Origin of the sequence: Clostridium sp. Marseille-P2415 (assembly GCF_900155545.1) — a bacterium.
Lineage (GTDB): Bacteria > Bacillota > Clostridia > Lachnospirales > Lachnospiraceae > Lacrimispora.
This window is the reverse complement of sequence record NZ_LT732526.1, coordinates 3,946,063-3,964,558: the sequence shown is the minus strand read 5'-3', so window position 1 is coordinate 3,964,558 and position 18,496 is coordinate 3,946,063. Positions and strand designations below refer to the sequence as shown.

Genomic DNA, 18,496 nt, shown 5'->3' with positions numbered 1-18,496 from the left:
TTGAGAGAGATCTATAAAAATTCAGAAGAATAACAATGTCGGATATTACCGGAGGGACAATATGGATAAAAAATTTGGCAGATTATATATTGAATATATTTTTAAATATATTATCAGGGAAATAGAAGAAAAGGAAAACCTGGACTTTCATATAAAAGAATACCCGTATTTGAAGGACCTGATTGAGAAAGAGATATTTAAAAGATGTTTTAAATCTTTACTTTATTGTATGAATGTAAGCCGGGTGGAAGGTCATTTGACAGGTGATACACCGGAAAACCGTTATCTTTGGTTTTGCAATGACCAATATTCGATTGATGCGATGGAAAAGATGTTTCCGTCTATGAGAACACAGTTATATGAAGAAGTAGAGGGAAAATGTAAATATATTTTAGAAGTAATAAACTTATTTCAAAGAAATAAACGGACTGTTTGCCAATATTTTTTTCATACGGAATCGGAAGATATTATAAACATTACAAATTCCGGGGATTGGCATAATGATAAGTGTGTATTGGTTATAACTTTTGCATCCGGTAAAAAATTAGTTTTCAAGCCTACAAAAGGAGATAACTTAAATTTCCTAAAAGGAGTAATCAGTTACTTTTTCGAAGATGAATATACCAGGCAGTATGACTGCATATGCGAAAGCGAGGGAACATGGGTAAAATTTGTTGAATATGAGGAAATGTCTGATAAAAACGGAATAAATCAATTCTATATCAATTATGGAAAACTCCTGTTCATTGCATATTTATCAGGCATGAACGATATGCATTATGAAAACTTGATCGCACATGGTAAATATCCTGTGATTACAGATGTTGAAACAATTTTTTCTTCCTATTTGTTTTTTGATACGCACAAATTCGAATACGATGCACAGTATAAGGCGGTACAAAGACTATTATATGGGGTAATGGCCACTGGTTTAATCCCAATATTTTCTATGACAGAGTATTTCGGAGGTGATGTAAGCTGTTTATCGAATAAAGGGATAAAAATCACTGCTGAAAAAGTTAAAAACGAATATCGGGATGATATGTGCATTTATACTGAGCCAAAATTGATTACACAATATAATCATTTGCCAAATAAGGAAACGGACCCATTACTCTACGGAGACCAGATAATGAAAGGGTTTGAACAGGCTGAGGATATATTCAGAAAGAAAAAAGGCGACATCTTGAATTACATTCTGGATAACCTAAATAAGATTGAAGCACGTATTATTCTTAATATGACTAAGGGATATTCACAAATAGTAAGAATTAAGAGTGACCCTAAGTATCGGTATGAACCGGAATTATTTAAAGGATTGCTGGAAAATTTGAAGAGAAGCAATCAGTTTAATCAGGACGTTTATATGTATGAGGTAAATGAATTATGCAAGAGCAATATTCCCAGTTTTTATTGGAATATGCATTTAAACTATGTATACGGATATCATGGCAGCATGCAAAAAAAGATATTGGACATGCATGAGTTCAGTTTGAAGAAAATATACGATATTTTGGAATATCAGACAAATCCCCAAATGTTAGCGAAGCAAAAAAAGCTGATCAGTGAATCAATAACATCGAGTATCGCTTTGGGGATCGAATATAAGGATATGGATGCAAGTGTAAAAAAAGAAACACTTTCAGAGAATCATAAATCACTGAGAAAAAATATTGATGACAACCGGATTGTCGGAGATGACGGTACCATCAGCTGGATCGGTCTTATGGTAAACGATAAGGAACAATTGGAGTATGCCATATTAGATTGGTCTTTATATTCCGGACTGGTGGGAATCGGTTATATGTATCTTGCTGAATACTTGAATCATAAGGATACATTTACAAAAACGATTTTAGAGAAGATTTATGATACAGTTAAAACGGCTTATCATATCGGAATATTCAATGATTACAATATTTCTTATTTCTGCGGCTTGTCAGGGATATATGCATTTATGACTAAAATGAAGGAAACCGGGATCATAAATAATGATGAGGCAGACCTTTACATTACCAATATCAAAGAGCTGATCAAAAAGAATATATCAAAAACAAATTGTTATGATACTTTATCGGGTCTGCACTCCGCCGTCATATATTTTTTTGCCAGGCATGAAACAGACGAATTTGCAAGAGAAATGCTCCCTGTATTAACGAAATATTTTATGTCTGATTATGATGGAAATGTTATGGATAAAACTTTTAATTATGCCAGTTTCGCACATGGATATTCAGGTATTCTGACATCGGTCATGTGTATGAACCGGATTGAAAAACGGGAAGAGCTGGTGACATTGGCAAAAGAATTGTGGGAAAAGGAACACAGATTATATACAGGAAAGTATATGTGGAGGGATTTAAGGAACAGTAAGGAGACATATTCTCATTTTTGGTGCCATGGTTCCTGTGGAATCATGTATTCCCGCCTGATATGGAAAAAATGGAACTTTATGAGTGATGGGATCATCGGAATGAGTGCAGCAGAACTGGATAAAATGCTGGTTCAATATAGAGAAATAGTGGAAAGTAAAGTATTAAATTCGCAAAACTATTCTTTATGTCATGGCAATTTTGCTTTTATCGATTTCCTGCTTTCGTATGATAAAATATTCGGAAGAAAACCTGAAAAGGAAATGTACATAATTGAAACAATGGGTGAGGCAGCAAAACAGGGATATAGCTGTGTAGGAGCTCCCGGAGCGATCAATGCGATTGGATTTATGGTGGGAGAATCCGGAATACAATATTTGCTGAACCGTTGTGAAAATATAAAATTGCCTTCTGTATTGGCAATAGAAAGTATATAGGGAGGTGGCGATTCACGTGAAAGTTATATTGCAGACAAATCAATCTGATTGTCTTCTTGCATGTGCAGCGATGATCATGGATACATTTAAGTGCAGAATTCCAGTTTACCGGTTGGTGGAAAAGGTAGAATTGTCAATGGCCGGAAGTAATGTTCTGCAGTTAAAAGAAGCGTTGGGAGAATATGGCTTTTCCGTAGAAGGTTATAAAGTTGAGAGTAAAAACTTCAACCAATCCATTTTACCTATCATAGCATATGTAAATAACGGCCATTTTATTATTATCAATAAAGTAACAAAAAACAAATTAATAGGAATTGATCCGGCTATCGGAAGAATTGCTTATTCTCATTCAGAATTTAACAGCATCTATAGCGGTGTTGTCATAAAAATTTCGAAGGCAAGAAAAGATGTAAAAAATGTGGTGGTAAAGCAGCGGGAAATCTTAGGATTTTTAAAAAATAATAAATTAATAAAAATTTTACTGGGATTATTGATAACTTCAATTTTTACTCAAATTGTGGCTATGAGCTATTCCTATATGTATTCTGCAGTGGGGAAAGACAATTCTTATTTCAATCTGATTTCAGTATTAATTGCCGCAGTTGCTCTATTAGGAGCAGGCAGTATGATCCAGGGAGGCTTAACAAAAAAATTTAATATTTTATATGAACAAATATACGGAAACAGGTTAGTTGATAAACTGATCGATAAGAGCTACAAGTTTTTTACGTTTAGAAGCAACGGTGACTTATTATACCGCATCAACGCAAGGGGGATGATTAAAGACGCATTGCTGTTCAAGATAGTCCCCTCTTTTATAGCACTATGTACGATTATTGTAGTGCAGGTAGTTTTGTCCTGGGAAAATCTATTTTTGGGCGGACTTTTTTTGACAGCTAATATTTTATATCTGGTGTCCTATATAGGCATTAGTAAAGTAATCTATATGGAGAGCAATAAGTATACACAAAAAGTGATTAAGCTCAATACAACAAGCGAAAATATAATCAGGACGATTTCCACAATTAAGGTTTTGGATGTAAACAATGTTTTCGCGCAAAGATGGCATAGGGAAAATGAAGAGCAGACAGAGCGTTACGGTCAGTTGGTCATTTTGCAAAGCATTCAAAATGTATTGACTAATATATATACATATGTTGTTCCAATCGCAATCAGTATCATTAACATAGTTTATAACAGAAATACGGATGTTTTCAGCCAAATGGCACTATTGCCGCTGCTGTATTTAGTAGTCCAGAATGTAGTAACCATCGGGCAGGCTTTTAATTCTTTATATACGGTTTTGCCAAATATAGATAAGACAAATGAATTACTGGATGAGAACTTCATGCAGGACAAGGAGCGAACAGTTTCCGATTTGGATCATGAGGAAGAAATATCTGTTCGAAATATGTCTTATTATTACGGGAATTTTAAATGTCTGGAAAATGTTAATTTACAGATCAAGAAGGGCAAAAAGTATGCGGTTATCGGAATATCCGGAAGCGGAAAATCTACATTATTAAAGGTTTTAGCAAATCTTTTTAATGATTATAAAGGTGAAGTGGTATTTGATTCTGCTAATACGGATAAACCAATATATCTTGACCAGGACACTTCCATTCTGGATAGCAGTATATTGGAAAATGTATTATTTGGCCAGCAATGTACGAATGAAAGGCTGGCCAGTGTCAGCGAAGCAACAGGGTTAGAGGATATTATCAGCAGACAGCCGCAAATGTGGGCAACAGAGATATCAAAAGGAAAAAACCTGTCCCGCGGACAGGAACAGAGGATTTGTCTGGCAAGATGCCTGATCAAAGATGCCAGGATATATTTACTGGATGAAGCGACAAGTAATATTGATATTATTGATGAAGAAAAGATTATGAATAACCTGATCGGTCCAAACGGTATTTTAAAAAATAAGACTGTGTTTATTTCCACACACAAATTAAGTATGATAAATTATGTTGATGAGGTGATATATATAGAGAAAGGGACTGCATATCAGGGAAAGCATGAGCAGCTCTTACAAAAGTTTCCTTCTTATGAAAACTTTTTTGAATGAAAAAAACATCTTTTATAACTGATCCTGTTTTAATATTAAGGCATGTTGATGTTAAGTATTTACAATAACATACGGATATTGCTAAAAGCTTGGTAAATTTCTTGTAGAATGTTACCGGGCTTTTTTATATTGTAGTGAAGAGTTGTTATGTGTGTTTCTTTTTGAGGTATTTATAAATTTTTATTTACATTATGTAAATAAATATTAATTTGATGACATTATTATAGCCATATGTTACACTCATGATAAAATCTGAAGCATTTTTATGTTGATAATGTTTACAACTTATCACATGAGTGAGTATTCCGTTACAGAATTATGCTGAAGAATAGGTAAATCACTCATATTGTAAGTATTTTAATACCTGTAATATTTGTAAACATATCCTTTAAAATTAGGTAAAATAATACAGGAAAGGAATGATTACAACATGGCAGAAAACCGTATCCGCGAACTGCGGAAGAACCACAACCTATCCCAAGAGGCTTTTTCCGTAATAATCGACACTACCCAGCAGACGGTCAGCCGCCTGGAGAACGGTGCCCATGACATACCATCCGACCTTCTCATAGAGATGGCAGGATTCTTCAATGTTACTACGGATTACATTCTCGGGATTTCCGATGTAAAGCGCGATCTCAAAGGACAGATTCGCATGAACCGGGAGATGGACCAGTGCTATGACATCGTGCTCCGGTACTTAAACCTGTCCGATATAAACCAAAAAACCTTCCGGGTCATTCTGGAGCGTCTGGAGCAGGCACAAAGGGAAAGCAATGAGACACAGAAAAACAGCAGGATGAAAGAAGATGGGAAAAATGCTCAGAATAGCGATATGTGATGATGACACCGCATTTGCCGTCAGCCTGGAAAATGCAGTTATACAAGAGGGCCGGTGCATGGGAATCCAGGCGGAAACAAACGTGTTCTCCGACGGGGAAACTCTGCTGGCAAGTATGCGGTATGGATACCGTTATGAGATGATTTTTATTGATATAGAAATGGAACATGTAAACGGGATCGATGCGGCACGCTGCATCAGGGAAATAGACCGGTCCGTGCTGATCATCTACGTATCAGGATACGACCAGTATTTAAAAGAACTGTTTGAGGTGGAGCCATTCCGGTTCCTCTCCAAGCCGCTGGACCGGGACCGGTTCCGCCGTTACTTCCGGGAAGCCTGTCAGCGCATCTGGGAATCGGATGCCTTCTACCAGTTTACATTCAACAAGGAAATACGCAAGGTGGCGCTTAAGGATGTCGTGTATTTCGAGAGCCATAACCGGGTGGTTCACATTTTTCTGGGAGACGGTTCCAGTGAGCAGTTCTACGGGAAACTAAATGACGTGGAAAACAGCCTGGCGAATAGCCGGAAGTCTTTCCTGCGAATACATCAGTCCTTTCTGGTAAACTACGATTACATAAAAAAGATGAATTTCTCCAGTATTATCGTCCTCTTATGCGGGAAAGAAATGGAACTGAAGATCAGCGAGGACAGACAGAAAACCGTCCGGTACCGCCTGTGCGAGATCGCCAAAGGAAAGGCGGTGGTGGAGTGACAGGATAATCAACAGCGGTCCAGCAGGGTACAAACGGGGAAAATGACATGCTGTATCGGTATTTTGACGTGCAGCAAAAAAATGGGGAAAAATAGTGTATTCTTTTAAGTAGTAATACTTTAAGTATTTGTTGCCCATAACAGAAAACAACGGTAATTGTGCAAGTACTGATACAATGGTACTTAACTGAAAAAGGAGGTAATATATATCATGATGAAAGAAGAAAAGAACTTAGTAGCAGCAATAATGGAAAAGGTTGCACGCAAATCCGTAGAAATGGCCGCTGACAGCAGATGTATGTATGTTTTACACCAGCCTAAACAGCCGGAGGGCGTAAAAAACTTAAAAAAGTAAATCGGTGATTGTAATGTCATTCTACCAAGTACCTTTTTGCGTCAAAAAACAGGGATGCAAAAGGGTACTTTTATTTTGGGTTTGATACAATCCTCTGTCAATATGTAGAAATATAATCAATAATGATCCTGCAGATCATATAAAGTGCTATTCTTGAAGAAACTTCAAATTCTTTGATCGCCTGATGAGAATGTTTATATCCTACAAGAGAATGCTTACTGTATGTAATTAATTTTGACTTTTCATTGCAGCAGCAGGAAATCACACAATTCCCCTTTTGACAGGCGGTTACAGCCGCTGAAACCAACTCCGGCGTTTCCCCATTTAAAGACAAAATAAAGAGAATATCCTGCTCTTTTAATTTTGACGCCTTTACCTGCATGATATTGGGATCATCCGTAAAAAAAACATCATAATCAAGAAGCCGCAGCTTTAATGAAAATTCCTGACCTACATAAGTCGTCAGCCCCCTGGCAAAAACAGAGATCTGGCGTGCAGCATCTAAACATTTAATAACTGCCAAAATATCCGTCAATGATATTCGCTCATGTACTGCCTGCGCCTCGATCAGGGTTTTATTAAAAAGCTCGTTCATACTTTGGATCTCTTCACTCTTGGCCTTATTGCCGGAGCGGTACCTTAATTCATTAAAACCATTCAGCCCGCATTTTCGTATTGCCCTTGAAACCGTTGACGGTGATGAATAGGTCTCAAATGCAATATCTACAATAGACATTTCGGGAAGAGTGTCCTCATGGCTATTGATAAAATGAATGATTTCAAGCTCCGTCTTTGTTAACTTCTCTATTATGTCAGTACCAATTGAAATAATCATGAAAATTCCTCCCAGCTTCTTTTTATCAGGCAGTCTGTAACTTCTATTATGCCGAAAATAATCAGAAAAATGAACCAGTGAGACTTCTCCGCACAGTCTGACAAAATACAGTTTTTCATGTTTCTTCCATTTGTCGCATTACTGCTACTTAAGTGTCAAAAAAATATATGATTTTAGTCGCGTTTACGCTACTGCATGATATAATCATAGCTCATTAAAAAGAAAAAGTCAACATAAAAACAGCAAATTTGCGCTCATATATGTTGCATTTTTGCAACATTAATGCTATTATACAATCAGGAGGTAGGAAAATGTCAATGACCGGACAAAGAATAAAAGAAAGAAGAAAACAATTGGATATGAGCGCAGACGATGTAGCAAGCCAATTGAGCGTTTCAAGATCTACTATTTTCAGATATGAAAATGGGCAAATAGAAAAAATCCCTGCAAATGTTTTAGAAAAATTAGCTGAAATTTTAAAAACGACTCCTGCTTATTTAATGGATTGGGAAAATGATTTTAATAATATGAATATTTATTCTCCTGCTTGGCAGGGAGAATCTGTTAAAGATGGCGGAATAATAATAAAAGAAGCGGATGACGACAGCTACCGGATCGATGAAAGATTCCTGTCCATTGGTCAAAGAGTTCTATCAGGCGAAAGAGATAAGATAGCCGCAATGATACAAATCTATTTAACACTGACTGATTTAGGAAAAAAGAAAGCTTATGATTATATCATAGACTTATCTGAGCAGCCAAAATATATGAAACAGCCTGACCCGCTCAATCCGCAAACCGCCTATAAACAAACCGATATTGATAAAACCGGAAAATGAAATAGAATTTGAGCCGCTGATTCTCAGCGGCTCACTACTGCTTTATTTTCTGACGGCATTTCAGAAAATACTCATGAAAACTTTTCAAAATTCGAACAATAACGTAATAGTATAACGGTATGTCCTTGATTCTCCGGGCTTCAGAAGCATCACATTTCTTTTATCTTCAAATAACTCCCCCTCATCATTGCAGGTAGAAAGGCCGCACCATGGCTCCATGGCAACAAACGCTCCGCCGGAAGTCGACCAAAGGATCAAATATGGAAAATCACAAAACTCCAACTCTATGCCATGTGTTTTATCCTTATGGATAAGTTTTACTCTTCTTGAATGGAGATGATCTAAAATGACAGCGTCTTGATCAAATAATTCATTTGTTAAGTTTAAAACCTTTTGCTTCTTTAAGAAATTTTTTCTCCTGCCCAGATCTATTAACCCGGTTTCCGTAACAGGAGTTGGTATTGTACAGGTTTCTTCATGTTCAAACTCAATCAGATAATCCTCAAATTTCGCTGATTCATCGATCGGACAGCAAAATCCGGGATGTCCGCCGATAAAAAACGGCATATCCTCTTTACCGGTATTCGTAACAATATATCTGGTTTCAACAGACGCTCCTGAAAGTTCATACCGGATCACCAAAGAAAATGGAAATGGGTAAGACTCCAGTGTTTTTTCATTACTCACCAGCGTAAACTGAGCTTTTTCTTCTACCGCAAAATCACAGGTAAATGGCATTTTCCGCGCAAAACCATGACGGAGCAATTTTACAGTTTTCCCATTCCTTAACCCCGCCTGATCATTCCGTAAACTCCCACATATCGGGAAAAGCACCGGGGCATGGCCTCCCCAGTGATCGGGATGTCCCTGCCAGATGTATTCTCTCCCACTTTTATCCTTTATGGATATTAGTTCTCCACCTGTTTCACGGATATCCGCAGACAAAATAAAATTACTGATTTCATGTACCATTTACGATTTTCCTTTAACCCTTTCCTGCACAGCCGCAGATATACATTTTATCCATTACGAACTGTTTTACTTTATGTATCCCTGCAGCACCGTATTTTTTTGGATCTATTGTATCCGGTGCCTGACAAAGCACTTCTTTTACACCTTCGCTATAAGCAATCCGCAGTTCTGTTGCATAATTTACCTTGCAGATACCACGGGATATGGCCTTCTTTACCATTTCGTCCGGCACTCCTGATGCTCCGTGAAGCACCAGGGGCACGGAAACTGCCCTGGCAATTTCAGACAACCGGTCTAAATCCAGTTTAGGTTCTCCCCGATACAGGCCATGGGCGGTTCCAATGGCAACAGCAAGAGAACTGACTCCGGTTTTTTCAGTAAATTCTCCTGCCTCCTCCGGATCGGTATAGGCGCTCCCCTCACCTCCGTCCAGATCATCTTCCTTTCCACCCACTTTACCAAGCTCTGCTTCCACCGGAATATCAGAAGGCGCACAAGCATCGACAACTCTCTTTGATAATTCCAGATTCGCCTCATAAGGTTCCTGTGATCCGTCGATCATAATTGAAGTATAACCTGTACGAAGAGCCATCATCGCCATTTCAAAGCTGGAGCCATGATCTAAATGCATGGCAACCGGAACAGAAACTTTTTCTGCTGCTGCCTTTCCATTCGCCAGATAGTACTCAAGTCCTGCATACTTCACAGTAGAAGGTGTTGTCTGTAAAATAACCGGCGCATTCAGTTCCTCTGCCGCCTGAATGACTGCCATAACCATTTCCATATTTTCCACATTAAAAGCTCCGACAGCATAATGACCCTTCTGAGCATCTAAAAGCATTTGTTTCGTTGTCACAAAAGGCATAGTCTTCCCTTCCTTCTTATAATCTTTTTACGGTTACTCTCCCCAGGATTTTATCTAAGTCAGCCGGATCAAAATATCCGGTCTTCATTGACAGTGCATTTGCTGCGGAAACGGCTGCCGAGTAGGCCAGGCAGTCTTCTGGTTTTTCTTTGCGGTACAACGCTGCTGCAAAAGCTGCTACCATAGAATCGCCGCAGCCAACGGTATTGACTGCATGAATTTTTTCCGGCTTTCCATGAAAGCAGCCGTCATCACAGATTAAAAGTGCGCCATCTGCTCCCAGAGAAATTACGACATACCGGATATTCAATTTTCGAAGTTTATTTCCGCTTTCTATCAGGTCCTGTATGGAATTCAGTTTACTGCCGGACAGTTCTTCCAGTTCAGCCTGATTCGGCTTTACAAAATCAGGTTCTGCTGTTATTCCTTCCTTTAAAAAGCTGCCGCTGGTATCAAGAAAAACAGTTTTTTTGTATTCCCTGGCAATTCGTATCAGCTTTCCATAGATATCAGAAGGAAATCCTTTGGGAACACTGCCTGACAAGATAATCATACTGCTTTCCTGAATCGTGTAACGGAAAAAATCAAAAAAAGCTTCCTGTTCTGATTCCGTAACCTCACAGCCTGGTTCTAAAAATTCGGTAGAGGAACCATCCTCTGCCAAAACATTGATACAGCTTCTTGTCTCTCCGCTTATGCGAAAAAAATCATGTGCAATTCCATCCTGTGTCAGTAGGTTTAACAGATAATCGCCATTGCAGCCTCCCACGATTCCGGTGGCTTTCACCGGAACACCGCATAAGTTTATCACACGGGCCGCATTCAGTCCTTTTCCCCCTGCACTGTTTCTTAAGCCGGATACCCGCATTACGGTTCCCGGATTTAAAAAACCTTTTATCTGATATGCTTTATCAATGGATGCGTTCAAAGTTACTGTTGTTATCATCAGCGCTCCGCTACCTTTCACTGTCAATTAAAATTTTTCCCTTTACTGCTCCCGGTGTCCGGTACATTTCAAATGCAGAGGCAATTTCACTAAGAGGTATTACCTTGAAAATCAGAGAAGGAGAAAATTTCAACTGCCCGGTTTTAAAATAATGTGCGGTCAGTTCCCACTCCTTACCTGGAAATGGCGGGCTGTAAGACATCCATGATCCTGTCAGATGAAATTCCTTCCGGTTTAAATTCTCCCACTCCTTCACAGAAAAAGTCAACTCGTTGGTTGGTGTTCCAATGAGACCCACTTTCCCTTTATTCCCTGCCAGTTCGAACGCCATTTTAATCGTTGCCGTATTCCCGGCAGTTTCAAAGATATATTGATAGCCTTTCCCATTGGTGTAATCCATCGCCTGTTTCATGAAATCCGAAGTTTTTGTATTCACCGTTTCATCTGCTCCAAGTCTTTTAGCCAGATCAAGCCTCTCTTCACTGATATCAAAAACGGCCACTTTTGCCGCACCAAAAATTTTAGCCCACTGCATTGCAAACAATCCAATGGTTCCTCCGCCGAGAACCGCTACGGTTCCTCCTCCTTTGTAACCGGTACAGGTCAGACCGTGAAGCGCTACGGTGGAGGGTTCAAATAAAGCTCCCTGTTCAAATGTAACCTCATCACTGAATTTGACCGCATTTTTTTCCGGAACTGCTATATATTCAGCAAAACTTCCATATTCTCTAGAACCGATAAAACTATAGTTTTTACATAGAGAATAATTTCCTTTCTGACAATCTTCACAAGACAGACAGGGAACCAGAGGAACACCTGCCACACGGTCTCCTGCGAATACTGAATGCACGCCTTTCCCTACGGCTTCAACGGTACCGGAAAATTCATGTCCCAGTACATTCGGATAAAAATGGCAGGCATTACCATTTACTCTCGGGATATCCGAACCACAGATACCGGTATACTTTACCTTAATCAAAACCTGCCCGGCTTTCGCCTGAGGTGTTGGAATTTCTTCATAACGGATATCTTTCTTTGCATGAACGACTCCTGCTTTCATATACGCTCCTTTCTGAATTTGGGGCGCAGAAATACCGCAGAGCGCTTTCTGCCCTCCCCCAATTTTAATTATTTAGCTGTAAATTGCTGATATAGTTCAGATATTACTATTTGACATTTAATTCCTGCTGGCGTTTCTTAGAAAGCATAACAGCAAAAGCAAGACTTACCGCATAAATGACAGCTACTATGATAAGACCAGGAATATTCTTCTGTGCAAAAATCTGTGTATAGATATAGGTAATCGGACAACCGCCCTGATCCAGAGCAGCAACTAAGTTTGCACCGTCTGTAGAATTGGTGGTTTGAGCCAGTTTCGTAACCCAGGGAATTGTCTCATTGGCAACCCAAATGGTAAAGAACATAATGACACTTCCGGATATAATTGAGCGGAACAGGTTCCCTTTATGTACAGCAACTGCAATTGCGATAAAAAATCCAATGGTTGCCAGATCGCCAAATGGAAGAATGGCATTTCCGGGAACAATGACCGCAATCAAAATGGTAAGAGGGATAAAAATAAGTCCCGTTGTTACTACCTGAGGATCTCCCAGGAGAATTGCCGGATCTAATCCGATATAGAAATCAGAACTTCCGAATTTTTTAGACAATAACTCTTTCGCTCTTTCTGATAAAGGCATGAGACCTTCCATAATGCACTTTACGACCTTTGGCATCAAAACCATAACTGCGGACATCTTAATCCCGAGCGGCAAAGCTTCCTGCGGACCATATCCCGCCAGAAATCCAACACCGGCACCAAGGATCCCGCCAATTACGATCGGTTCGGCTAAAACACCTGCCTTTTCCTGCAGCGAATCAGCAGAAATATCAATATCCTTAATTACAGGTATTTTATCCAAAATGAAGTCAATGACGCAGGCAACAGGTGCCATATATGCAGAAGTACCGTGCGGTACTGTGAGTCCATCCAGTTCAAAGTAATCAGACATCAAAGGAGCCCATAAATCTCCAAACTTATAGGCAATGGCAGCATGAACCATTACACCTGCAATACCAATTGCGAAATTACCGGTCACTGCGTAAGCAATGGCGCCTGTGAAGGTCATATGCCATATATTCCATATGTCAATATTCACTGTCTTTGTCATTTTTAACGCTAACATTATAAGATTTACTCCAATTGCGACCGGAATTGCAACGGTTGCAATGCTGGAAGCCCAAGTCATCGGAGATGCTCCCGGCCATCCGATATCTACCACACTTAACGTCAGGCCAAAATTTTGTGACATTGCCTGAGCTGCCGGCCCTAATTGTGCATTCATCATATCAACGATCAGCGAAAGTCCTACAAATCCCACACCGATCATTAATCCGGAACGAATTGCTTTTCCGATTTTCACACCTACACATACACTTAAAACAGCAATAACCACAGGCAGCATTACGGCTGCGCCCATATCAATGATGTAATTAATGATATCACCAAATATCCCCATATTAATACCCCTCCTTCTAAGAATCCAGCCCCTTTAATACCTCCAGAATTGCCTGCTCGGTTTTCTCAACCCCCACTCCTGAAATAAAAGGCATTCCTGTTAATAAAGGCACTCCATAGTCCCTTTTTACCTTTGAAGTCGTAACGATTAAATCTGCTCCCTCCAGATAGGATTCAATTTCAGATATGCGTATCTGGCAGATCTCAACATCAATTCCGTTCTTTTTACATAAATCCACGACCTTATTTGCTGCAATCGTAGAAGTCGCGACTGCCCCACCGCATGCTACGATAACCTTCTTCCTCATTTAATGCATCTCCTTTTCCTTAATCGCATCAATCATCTGATCTTCTGATTCTGCATTCAAAAGTTTCATTAGTATGTCTTTATCCTGAATCACCGCCACAATACTTTGAAGCTTTGTCAAATGCTGTTCCGGATCATCAACAGCCAGCATGAATACCAATTTAACCTCCACTACCTCCTCGTCATTGCCCATTTGATGAAAAGGCACCTGCCTTTCTAATCTGGCAATCGCAATTTTACCATTGTTCACATGGTCAACCGCTGTATGAGGAATTGCAATTCCTATCATGCCCGTATCGATTCCTGTCGGAAATTCTTTTTCTCTTTTTTTCAGTGCTTCCACATAATCTGGTTTGCAATGTCCTGCTTTCACCAATGTTCCACCCAGAATATCCATGACTTCATCACTGCACCTTACATTTAAATCAAGAAAAATCAATTCCTTGTCTAATTCCTGCCACAGCATCTTCTCTCCTCCTTTCCTGTATTTTCCTTTCCGGCTAAATCATAACACCAAATATTGTCGAAAAACAGTCAAGGTTCTTTCACAATTTATGCAAGAAAGTATATTAGTTTATTTCTTTGCACAGATTATGAAAAAAAATATACAGTGAAAAAGGCGGATTCCAATGAACCGCCCTTTTCACTATATTTCCATCATATATTCATAGCGTTCTATGATACCAGCAACAGCCTCTGCATCAACCGCCTCACGAAGAGCCTTTTTGAATTCTTTATTCTGCAGCATATTTACCAGATGAAAAAATGCTTTTAGATGAGATTTTTGATCAACTGCCGACAGACAGCAGACAAATTCAACCGGATCAAACTCATCATCTCCGAACGGTATCGGTGTTTTCAAACGGATCAATGACATCCCAAGTTTCAAAGTCCCCATCTCAAGGCCCTCATGCGGAAATGCAAATCCTTCTGAAATGACAACATACGGCCCGTTTTCTTTAATGTTACGTATCATCGCATCAATATACCGCTCTTCTATGTATCCTTTTTTCAACAGCATTTCCGCGGACCGTTTTACCGCCTCCCTCCAGTCGGAGCATTCAACATCCAAAGCAACAAAATCCGCAGTCAATAAATGATGAAGATATGGAGAAAAAACATCTCCCGTATCTTTTTCTCCAAGATAATTTTCCAGGCAAAGCTTTATCTCTTCCATACACGGCTTTCCGGCTTCTGACAGATATTTATGGATCACAGGCTTAACCGTTTTTATGATGCCGTTAACCGTTATCTCTTTTTTTTCTTTACGAATTGGTAAATGCCTGCTGTTTCTTATGGTATCTATCTTACTGCCCACACGAATATAATCTTCATCATTGAGAAGGGGGCTGATAACAATATGCTCTGTCTGACATTCTTTCAACGGAACCGTGGAAATAATCAAATCAGCCTGTTCCGGCGTAATCAGAACAGCTTCATGAGATGATACAATGTCTACCACCTTAAAGTTAAAATGCTTCTTTAACCTTGCAAGAAGCAGCTGAGAGGTTCCAATGCCTCCATTACAAGCCAAAACTACGTGAAATGCCACATCCTTATTCTTTTTTCTTTCTATGGCCGCGCAAATATGGATCGTGATATAGGCCAGTTCAATTTCCTCTATCTCTCTTTTTATATATGGCAAAAAGAGTCTGACATGTTTCTTTACCGCTGCCAGTACATCCCGGTTATTCTGAACAATATCCCGGAATGTATTGTTATGCGGCAGATAACTGGTTTTATTATGAAACATAGAGTGCAGATGATTGGATAAATTCTCATAGAAATCGTAGTCATCGCTTAAGTTAATATCCAGTTCTTCCGATACATTTTCAATTAACTTTCGGGTGAGAAGCTGAATTTTAATGGTATTCCGGTCTGTGAACTCCTTCTGTTTTAAATAGCGGACTTCTTCCAGCATTTTTCCCAGGAAAAAGATCTCATCTTCCGTAGAAGTAATATTGCAATATTGTGATATGTATTTCAGAATATCCTGTGCCATACGGTATCGTTTACCAATCGGACCATGTCCCAGCCGTTCCATATATTCCCCTTGTTTATTACGCTGTATCATAACCCGGATATAATCTGTTATCAACTGGTATGACTCCTCTGTCAGATGAGACCCATGAAGTTTTTCCTGCTCTGTAACAATTTTACGGATCGTAACCACATTCCCAGCCTGCAGGGAAAACCTTGCATTCCCTTTTTCATCCTTCGGCAAAAATATCTGCTCCTTTTGTATCAGACCAAGGATAAATTTTCTTTTCAAACTTTCCTTCCCCTGCACCCAAAGCCCTTTATTCGGGTATGAGATCAACTCCAAGTCCGCAGCCGCCAATATTTGTTTAATCAAATCCAAATCTTTGATAATCGTTGCCCTGCTCACATACAAATACTCTGCAATCATAGATAATGTAATATAATCAGAAGAAGAAACCAGAATGGAAGCGGCCAGAAAACTCCGTTCTTCTCTTGATAACTTATAAGAATACAGGTCCTGTCCCGGAATCAACTGTATTAATTGTCCAAAATCACTTTGCCGTATCACCCTCTCCCTATCAAACGAAATCGGATAAAGGCCGTTCTCAATCAATAATAAATTGATAGAATTGATATCATTACGCAATGTTCTTTTAGAAACATGATAATACTGGCTCAGTTGGTCCAAGCTGATTTTTCTGTCGGCTGTCAGATAATTGATAATCGAAACGATTCGCTGATTCATACTTCCCCCTTTTGTCGCATTATTGCTACTTATGTGCTAAAAAAAATACTGACAGCCTCCTCTTTGCTTAAATGTATTGTTTTCACTATGTTGTTCATTTCTTCTACAGTAAATGTGTTTCCTTTTCTTTTCATTTTGCGGTAAAACGTACATCGGCTCATCCCAATGGCGTCCGCCATCGCCTCCTGTGTAATCCCGGACTCCATAATCTTTCCTTTTAACATTTGTATATTCAAAAAATCCATCTCCCTTTTAGTCGCATTTATGCTACCTTGTAATATAAGAATAGCTCATTAAAAATAAAAAGTCAATATGAGAATGGCAAACTCGCGCCTGTATATGTTGCATTTACGCAACATCAGTGCTATGATACATTGAGGAGGTAGGAAAATGTCAATAACCGGTCAAAGAATCAAAGACAGAAGAAAACAATTAGATATGAGTGCAGACGATGTAGCAAGTCAATTAGGAGTTTCAAGATCTACTATTTTCAGATATGAAAATGGCCATATAGAAAAAGTCCCTGCAAATGTTTTAGAAAAACTGGCTGAGATATTAAAAACGACTCCTGCCTATTTGATGGGCTGGGAAGATGATTATACCGATTATAATAATCTATATATTGACGTCCCTGCATGGCAGAGAGGATCTTATAAAGTTGAAGATGGGATAATGATCAGAGAAACGGCTGACGGAAACTACCGGACAGACGAAAGATTGGGAACCATTGGACAAAGAGCCCTGCCAGACGACAGGGATAAGATAGCCGACATGGCAGAAGTGTATTTAACGCTGACTGATCTGGGAAAAAGGAAAGCTTATGATTATGTGATAGACTTATCGGAGCAATCAAAATACAGGAAACGGCCGGACCGCCTCAATCCACAAGCCGGCCATGAGGGAACCGATATTGAAGTATCCGACGAAATGAAATAGATAAAAGAAGCATACCTGTCAAGGTGGTACTCAGGCGCCTTTTACGGCACCCGCATTTCAGGGCGGAAGTCTCCATCTCCTGTAGACTCCCGTCCATCTTGTTTAATCACAATTACAGTCATCATCAACCCGCCGACGGCACGGAGCATTTTTGCACCCATCTCTGAAACCGGCCCAGTAAGCCTCTCTTTTTTCCCGTTCACACCGATTCCCTTCCCGATCACGGTTTCGGTCTCTGTCACAATTATCGTCACGGCCACGCCAACAATTATTCCCACTGTTATTATTACATCTATTATTCCAATTGCAACCGCAATTATTTCTGCAGCCCGAAAAACAGCTCATGTACGATACCTCTCTTTTTTATTATACAGTAGTATTATATGGGACAGATAGACGAGATGTGAATAACGGGAAAATCGGTACTACTCTGTTTTTCCGGACTGCTTAATAATCTGATCTGCGTATGTACTCAACCCTGCCACCAGAATCCCCTGGGTAATGGCCGTAAAAGCTGCCATAGCAATTTCCTGCTCTGTCTGAAAGCTGCTGGTAGCAAATACGTAAATACCACACAATACGATACCGGCTGCCCCATTGATAAGAGGGATATACTTATTTTTGATGGTCTGGCTCTGCTTGACTCCCTCTCCTAAAAAATACAGTACCACTGCCACTACAATCAGTTCCGGTTTAACATAATTAATGATCTGCTCCATATATGAATCCTCTCTTTCCGCCGGTTCCTCCGGCATTA

The 18,496-nt window shown here is 39.4% G+C and carries 19 protein-coding genes; 7 read left to right on the top strand and 12 right to left on the bottom strand.

From position 1 onward, the window contains the following. The first annotated feature begins 61 nt into the window (after positions 1-61). From BQ9856_RS23070 to BQ9856_RS23050, 5 genes are all read left to right on the top strand, one after another. On the top strand, positions 62-2,809 hold the full coding sequence (locus BQ9856_RS23070; protein WP_077613072.1) for a type 2 lanthipeptide synthetase LanM family protein: 2,748 nt from the start codon (positions 62-64) through the stop codon (positions 2,807-2,809). Positions 2,810-2,825: 16 nt separating this feature from the next. Beyond that, the gene (locus BQ9856_RS23065) at positions 2,826-4,880 is read left to right on the top strand and encodes a peptidase domain-containing ABC transporter (protein WP_159442074.1); all 2,055 of its coding nucleotides are present in this window, start codon (positions 2,826-2,828) and stop codon (positions 4,878-4,880) included. A 430-nt stretch (positions 4,881-5,310) separates the two neighbouring features. Beyond that, positions 5,311-5,721 (top strand): helix-turn-helix domain-containing protein, encoded by a 411-nt coding sequence (locus BQ9856_RS23060; RefSeq protein WP_077613070.1) that lies wholly within the window; start codon positions 5,311-5,313, stop codon positions 5,719-5,721. After that, complete coding sequence (locus tag BQ9856_RS23055) at positions 5,690-6,439, top strand: LytR/AlgR family response regulator transcription factor (RefSeq protein ID WP_235839288.1); 750 nt, start codon at positions 5,690-5,692, stop codon at positions 6,437-6,439. The genes BQ9856_RS23060 and BQ9856_RS23055 overlap by 32 nt, the downstream gene beginning before the upstream one ends. 210 nt (positions 6,440-6,649) lie before the next feature. Continuing rightward, positions 6,650-6,793, top strand: coding sequence for a cyclic lactone autoinducer peptide (locus BQ9856_RS23050; protein WP_077613069.1), 144 nt, complete (start codon positions 6,650-6,652; stop codon positions 6,791-6,793). Between the two features lie 97 nt (positions 6,794-6,890). Here the strand turns inward: BQ9856_RS23050 and BQ9856_RS23045 are convergent, their stop codons facing one another. Continuing rightward, a complete protein-coding gene (locus BQ9856_RS23045) occupies positions 6,891-7,628 on the bottom strand; it encodes a MurR/RpiR family transcriptional regulator (RefSeq protein ID WP_077613068.1) in 738 nt (245 codons plus the stop codon). Between the two features lie 311 nt (positions 7,629-7,939). Between BQ9856_RS23045 and BQ9856_RS23040 the strand changes: the two genes are divergently transcribed. Further along, entirely contained in the window at positions 7,940-8,467 is a 528-nt protein-coding gene (locus BQ9856_RS23040) for a helix-turn-helix domain-containing protein (protein WP_200801344.1), read from the top strand. An 84-nt stretch (positions 8,468-8,551) separates the two neighbouring features. Here BQ9856_RS23040 and BQ9856_RS23035 read toward each other — a convergent pair whose 3' ends face one another. From BQ9856_RS23035 to BQ9856_RS22995, 9 genes are all read right to left on the bottom strand, one after another. Then, positions 8,552-9,439: an aldose 1-epimerase family protein gene (locus BQ9856_RS23035; protein WP_077613067.1), complete on the bottom strand. Its 888-nt coding sequence runs from the start codon at positions 9,437-9,439 to the stop codon at positions 8,552-8,554. A gap of 13 nt (positions 9,440-9,452) precedes the next feature. Further along, on the bottom strand, positions 9,453-10,304 hold the full coding sequence (gene gatY / locus BQ9856_RS23030; RefSeq protein WP_077613066.1) for a tagatose-bisphosphate aldolase subunit GatY: 852 nt from the start codon (positions 10,302-10,304) through the stop codon (positions 9,453-9,455). A gap of 16 nt (positions 10,305-10,320) precedes the next feature. Further along, the gene (gene pfkB / locus BQ9856_RS23025; protein ID WP_328587268.1) at positions 10,321-11,271 is read right to left on the bottom strand and encodes a 1-phosphofructokinase; all 951 of its coding nucleotides are present in this window, start codon (positions 11,269-11,271) and stop codon (positions 10,321-10,323) included. Further along, positions 11,261-12,310 carry a galactitol-1-phosphate 5-dehydrogenase gene (locus BQ9856_RS23020; protein WP_077613065.1) on the bottom strand — a complete coding sequence of 350 codons (1,050 nt, stop codon included), beginning with the start codon at positions 12,308-12,310 and terminating at the stop codon, positions 11,261-11,263. Before BQ9856_RS23020 ends, pfkB begins: the two co-directional genes overlap by 11 nt. Positions 12,311-12,416: 106 nt before the next feature. Continuing rightward, positions 12,417-13,769 (bottom strand): PTS galactitol transporter subunit IIC, encoded by a 1,353-nt coding sequence (locus tag BQ9856_RS23015; RefSeq protein ID WP_077613064.1) that lies wholly within the window; start codon positions 13,767-13,769, stop codon positions 12,417-12,419. A 16-nt stretch (positions 13,770-13,785) separates the two neighbouring features. Beyond that, a complete protein-coding gene (gene gatB, locus BQ9856_RS23010; protein WP_077613063.1) occupies positions 13,786-14,076 on the bottom strand; it encodes a PTS galactitol transporter subunit IIB in 291 nt (96 codons plus the stop codon). After that, positions 14,077-14,541, bottom strand: coding sequence for a PTS sugar transporter subunit IIA (locus tag BQ9856_RS23005; RefSeq protein ID WP_077613062.1), 465 nt, complete (start codon positions 14,539-14,541; stop codon positions 14,077-14,079). Positions 14,542-14,721: 180 nt separating this feature from the next. Continuing rightward, positions 14,722-16,803: a BglG family transcription antiterminator gene (locus BQ9856_RS23000; RefSeq protein WP_077613061.1), complete on the bottom strand. Its 2,082-nt coding sequence runs from the start codon at positions 16,801-16,803 to the stop codon at positions 14,722-14,724. A gap of 29 nt (positions 16,804-16,832) precedes the next feature. Beyond that, positions 16,833-17,039: a helix-turn-helix domain-containing protein gene (locus tag BQ9856_RS22995; RefSeq protein WP_442855568.1), complete on the bottom strand. Its 207-nt coding sequence runs from the start codon at positions 17,037-17,039 to the stop codon at positions 16,833-16,835. Between the two features lie 154 nt (positions 17,040-17,193). Here BQ9856_RS22995 and BQ9856_RS22990 point away from each other — a divergent pair, with 154 nt between their 5' ends. Next, complete coding sequence (locus BQ9856_RS22990) at positions 17,194-17,739, top strand: helix-turn-helix domain-containing protein (protein WP_077613059.1); 546 nt, start codon at positions 17,194-17,196, stop codon at positions 17,737-17,739. A gap of 41 nt (positions 17,740-17,780) precedes the next feature. Here BQ9856_RS22990 and BQ9856_RS22985 read toward each other — a convergent pair whose 3' ends face one another. Both BQ9856_RS22985 and BQ9856_RS22980 read right to left on the bottom strand, forming a co-directional pair. Further along, positions 17,781-17,981 (bottom strand): hypothetical protein, encoded by a 201-nt coding sequence (locus BQ9856_RS22985; protein ID WP_139348754.1) that lies wholly within the window; start codon positions 17,979-17,981, stop codon positions 17,781-17,783. Positions 17,982-18,164: 183 nt separating this feature from the next. Next, on the bottom strand, positions 18,165-18,458 hold the full coding sequence (locus BQ9856_RS22980; protein WP_077613507.1) for a phage holin family protein: 294 nt from the start codon (positions 18,456-18,458) through the stop codon (positions 18,165-18,167). Positions 18,459-18,496: the final 38 nt, after the last annotated feature.

Excerpts from the sequence above, each read along its gene's own strand:
- BQ9856_RS23035 (WP_077613067.1), bottom strand. The coding sequence starts at position 9,439 with ATGGTACATGAAATCAGTAATTTTATTTTGTCTGCGGATATCCGTGAA.
- BQ9856_RS23015 (WP_077613064.1), bottom strand. The coding sequence starts at position 13,769 with ATGGGGATATTTGGTGATATCATTAATTACATCATTGATATGGGCGCA.
- BQ9856_RS23055 (WP_235839288.1), top strand. The coding sequence starts at position 5,690 with ATGGGAAAAATGCTCAGAATAGCGATATGTGATGATGACACCGCATTT.
- BQ9856_RS22990 (WP_077613059.1), top strand. The coding sequence starts at position 17,194 with ATGTCAATAACCGGTCAAAGAATCAAAGACAGAAGAAAACAATTAGAT.
- gatY (WP_077613066.1), bottom strand. The coding sequence starts at position 10,304 with ATGCCTTTTGTGACAACGAAACAAATGCTTTTAGATGCTCAGAAGGGT.
- BQ9856_RS23070 (WP_077613072.1), top strand. The coding sequence starts at position 62 with ATGGATAAAAAATTTGGCAGATTATATATTGAATATATTTTTAAATAT.
- BQ9856_RS23045 (WP_077613068.1), bottom strand. The coding sequence starts at position 7,628 with ATGATTATTTCAATTGGTACTGACATAATAGAGAAGTTAACAAAGACG.
- BQ9856_RS23050 (WP_077613069.1), top strand. The coding sequence starts at position 6,650 with ATGATGAAAGAAGAAAAGAACTTAGTAGCAGCAATAATGGAAAAGGTT.
- BQ9856_RS23020 (WP_077613065.1), bottom strand. The coding sequence starts at position 12,310 with ATGAAAGCAGGAGTCGTTCATGCAAAGAAAGATATCCGTTATGAAGAA.
- BQ9856_RS23040 (WP_200801344.1), top strand. The coding sequence starts at position 7,940 with ATGTCAATGACCGGACAAAGAATAAAAGAAAGAAGAAAACAATTGGAT.
- BQ9856_RS23060 (WP_077613070.1), top strand. The coding sequence starts at position 5,311 with ATGGCAGAAAACCGTATCCGCGAACTGCGGAAGAACCACAACCTATCC.
- BQ9856_RS23005 (WP_077613062.1), bottom strand. The coding sequence starts at position 14,541 with ATGCTGTGGCAGGAATTAGACAAGGAATTGATTTTTCTTGATTTAAAT.
- BQ9856_RS23000 (WP_077613061.1), bottom strand. The coding sequence starts at position 16,803 with ATGAATCAGCGAATCGTTTCGATTATCAATTATCTGACAGCCGACAGA.
- gatB (WP_077613063.1), bottom strand. The coding sequence starts at position 14,076 with ATGAGGAAGAAGGTTATCGTAGCATGCGGTGGGGCAGTCGCGACTTCT.
- BQ9856_RS22980 (WP_077613507.1), bottom strand. The coding sequence starts at position 18,458 with ATGGAGCAGATCATTAATTATGTTAAACCGGAACTGATTGTAGTGGCA.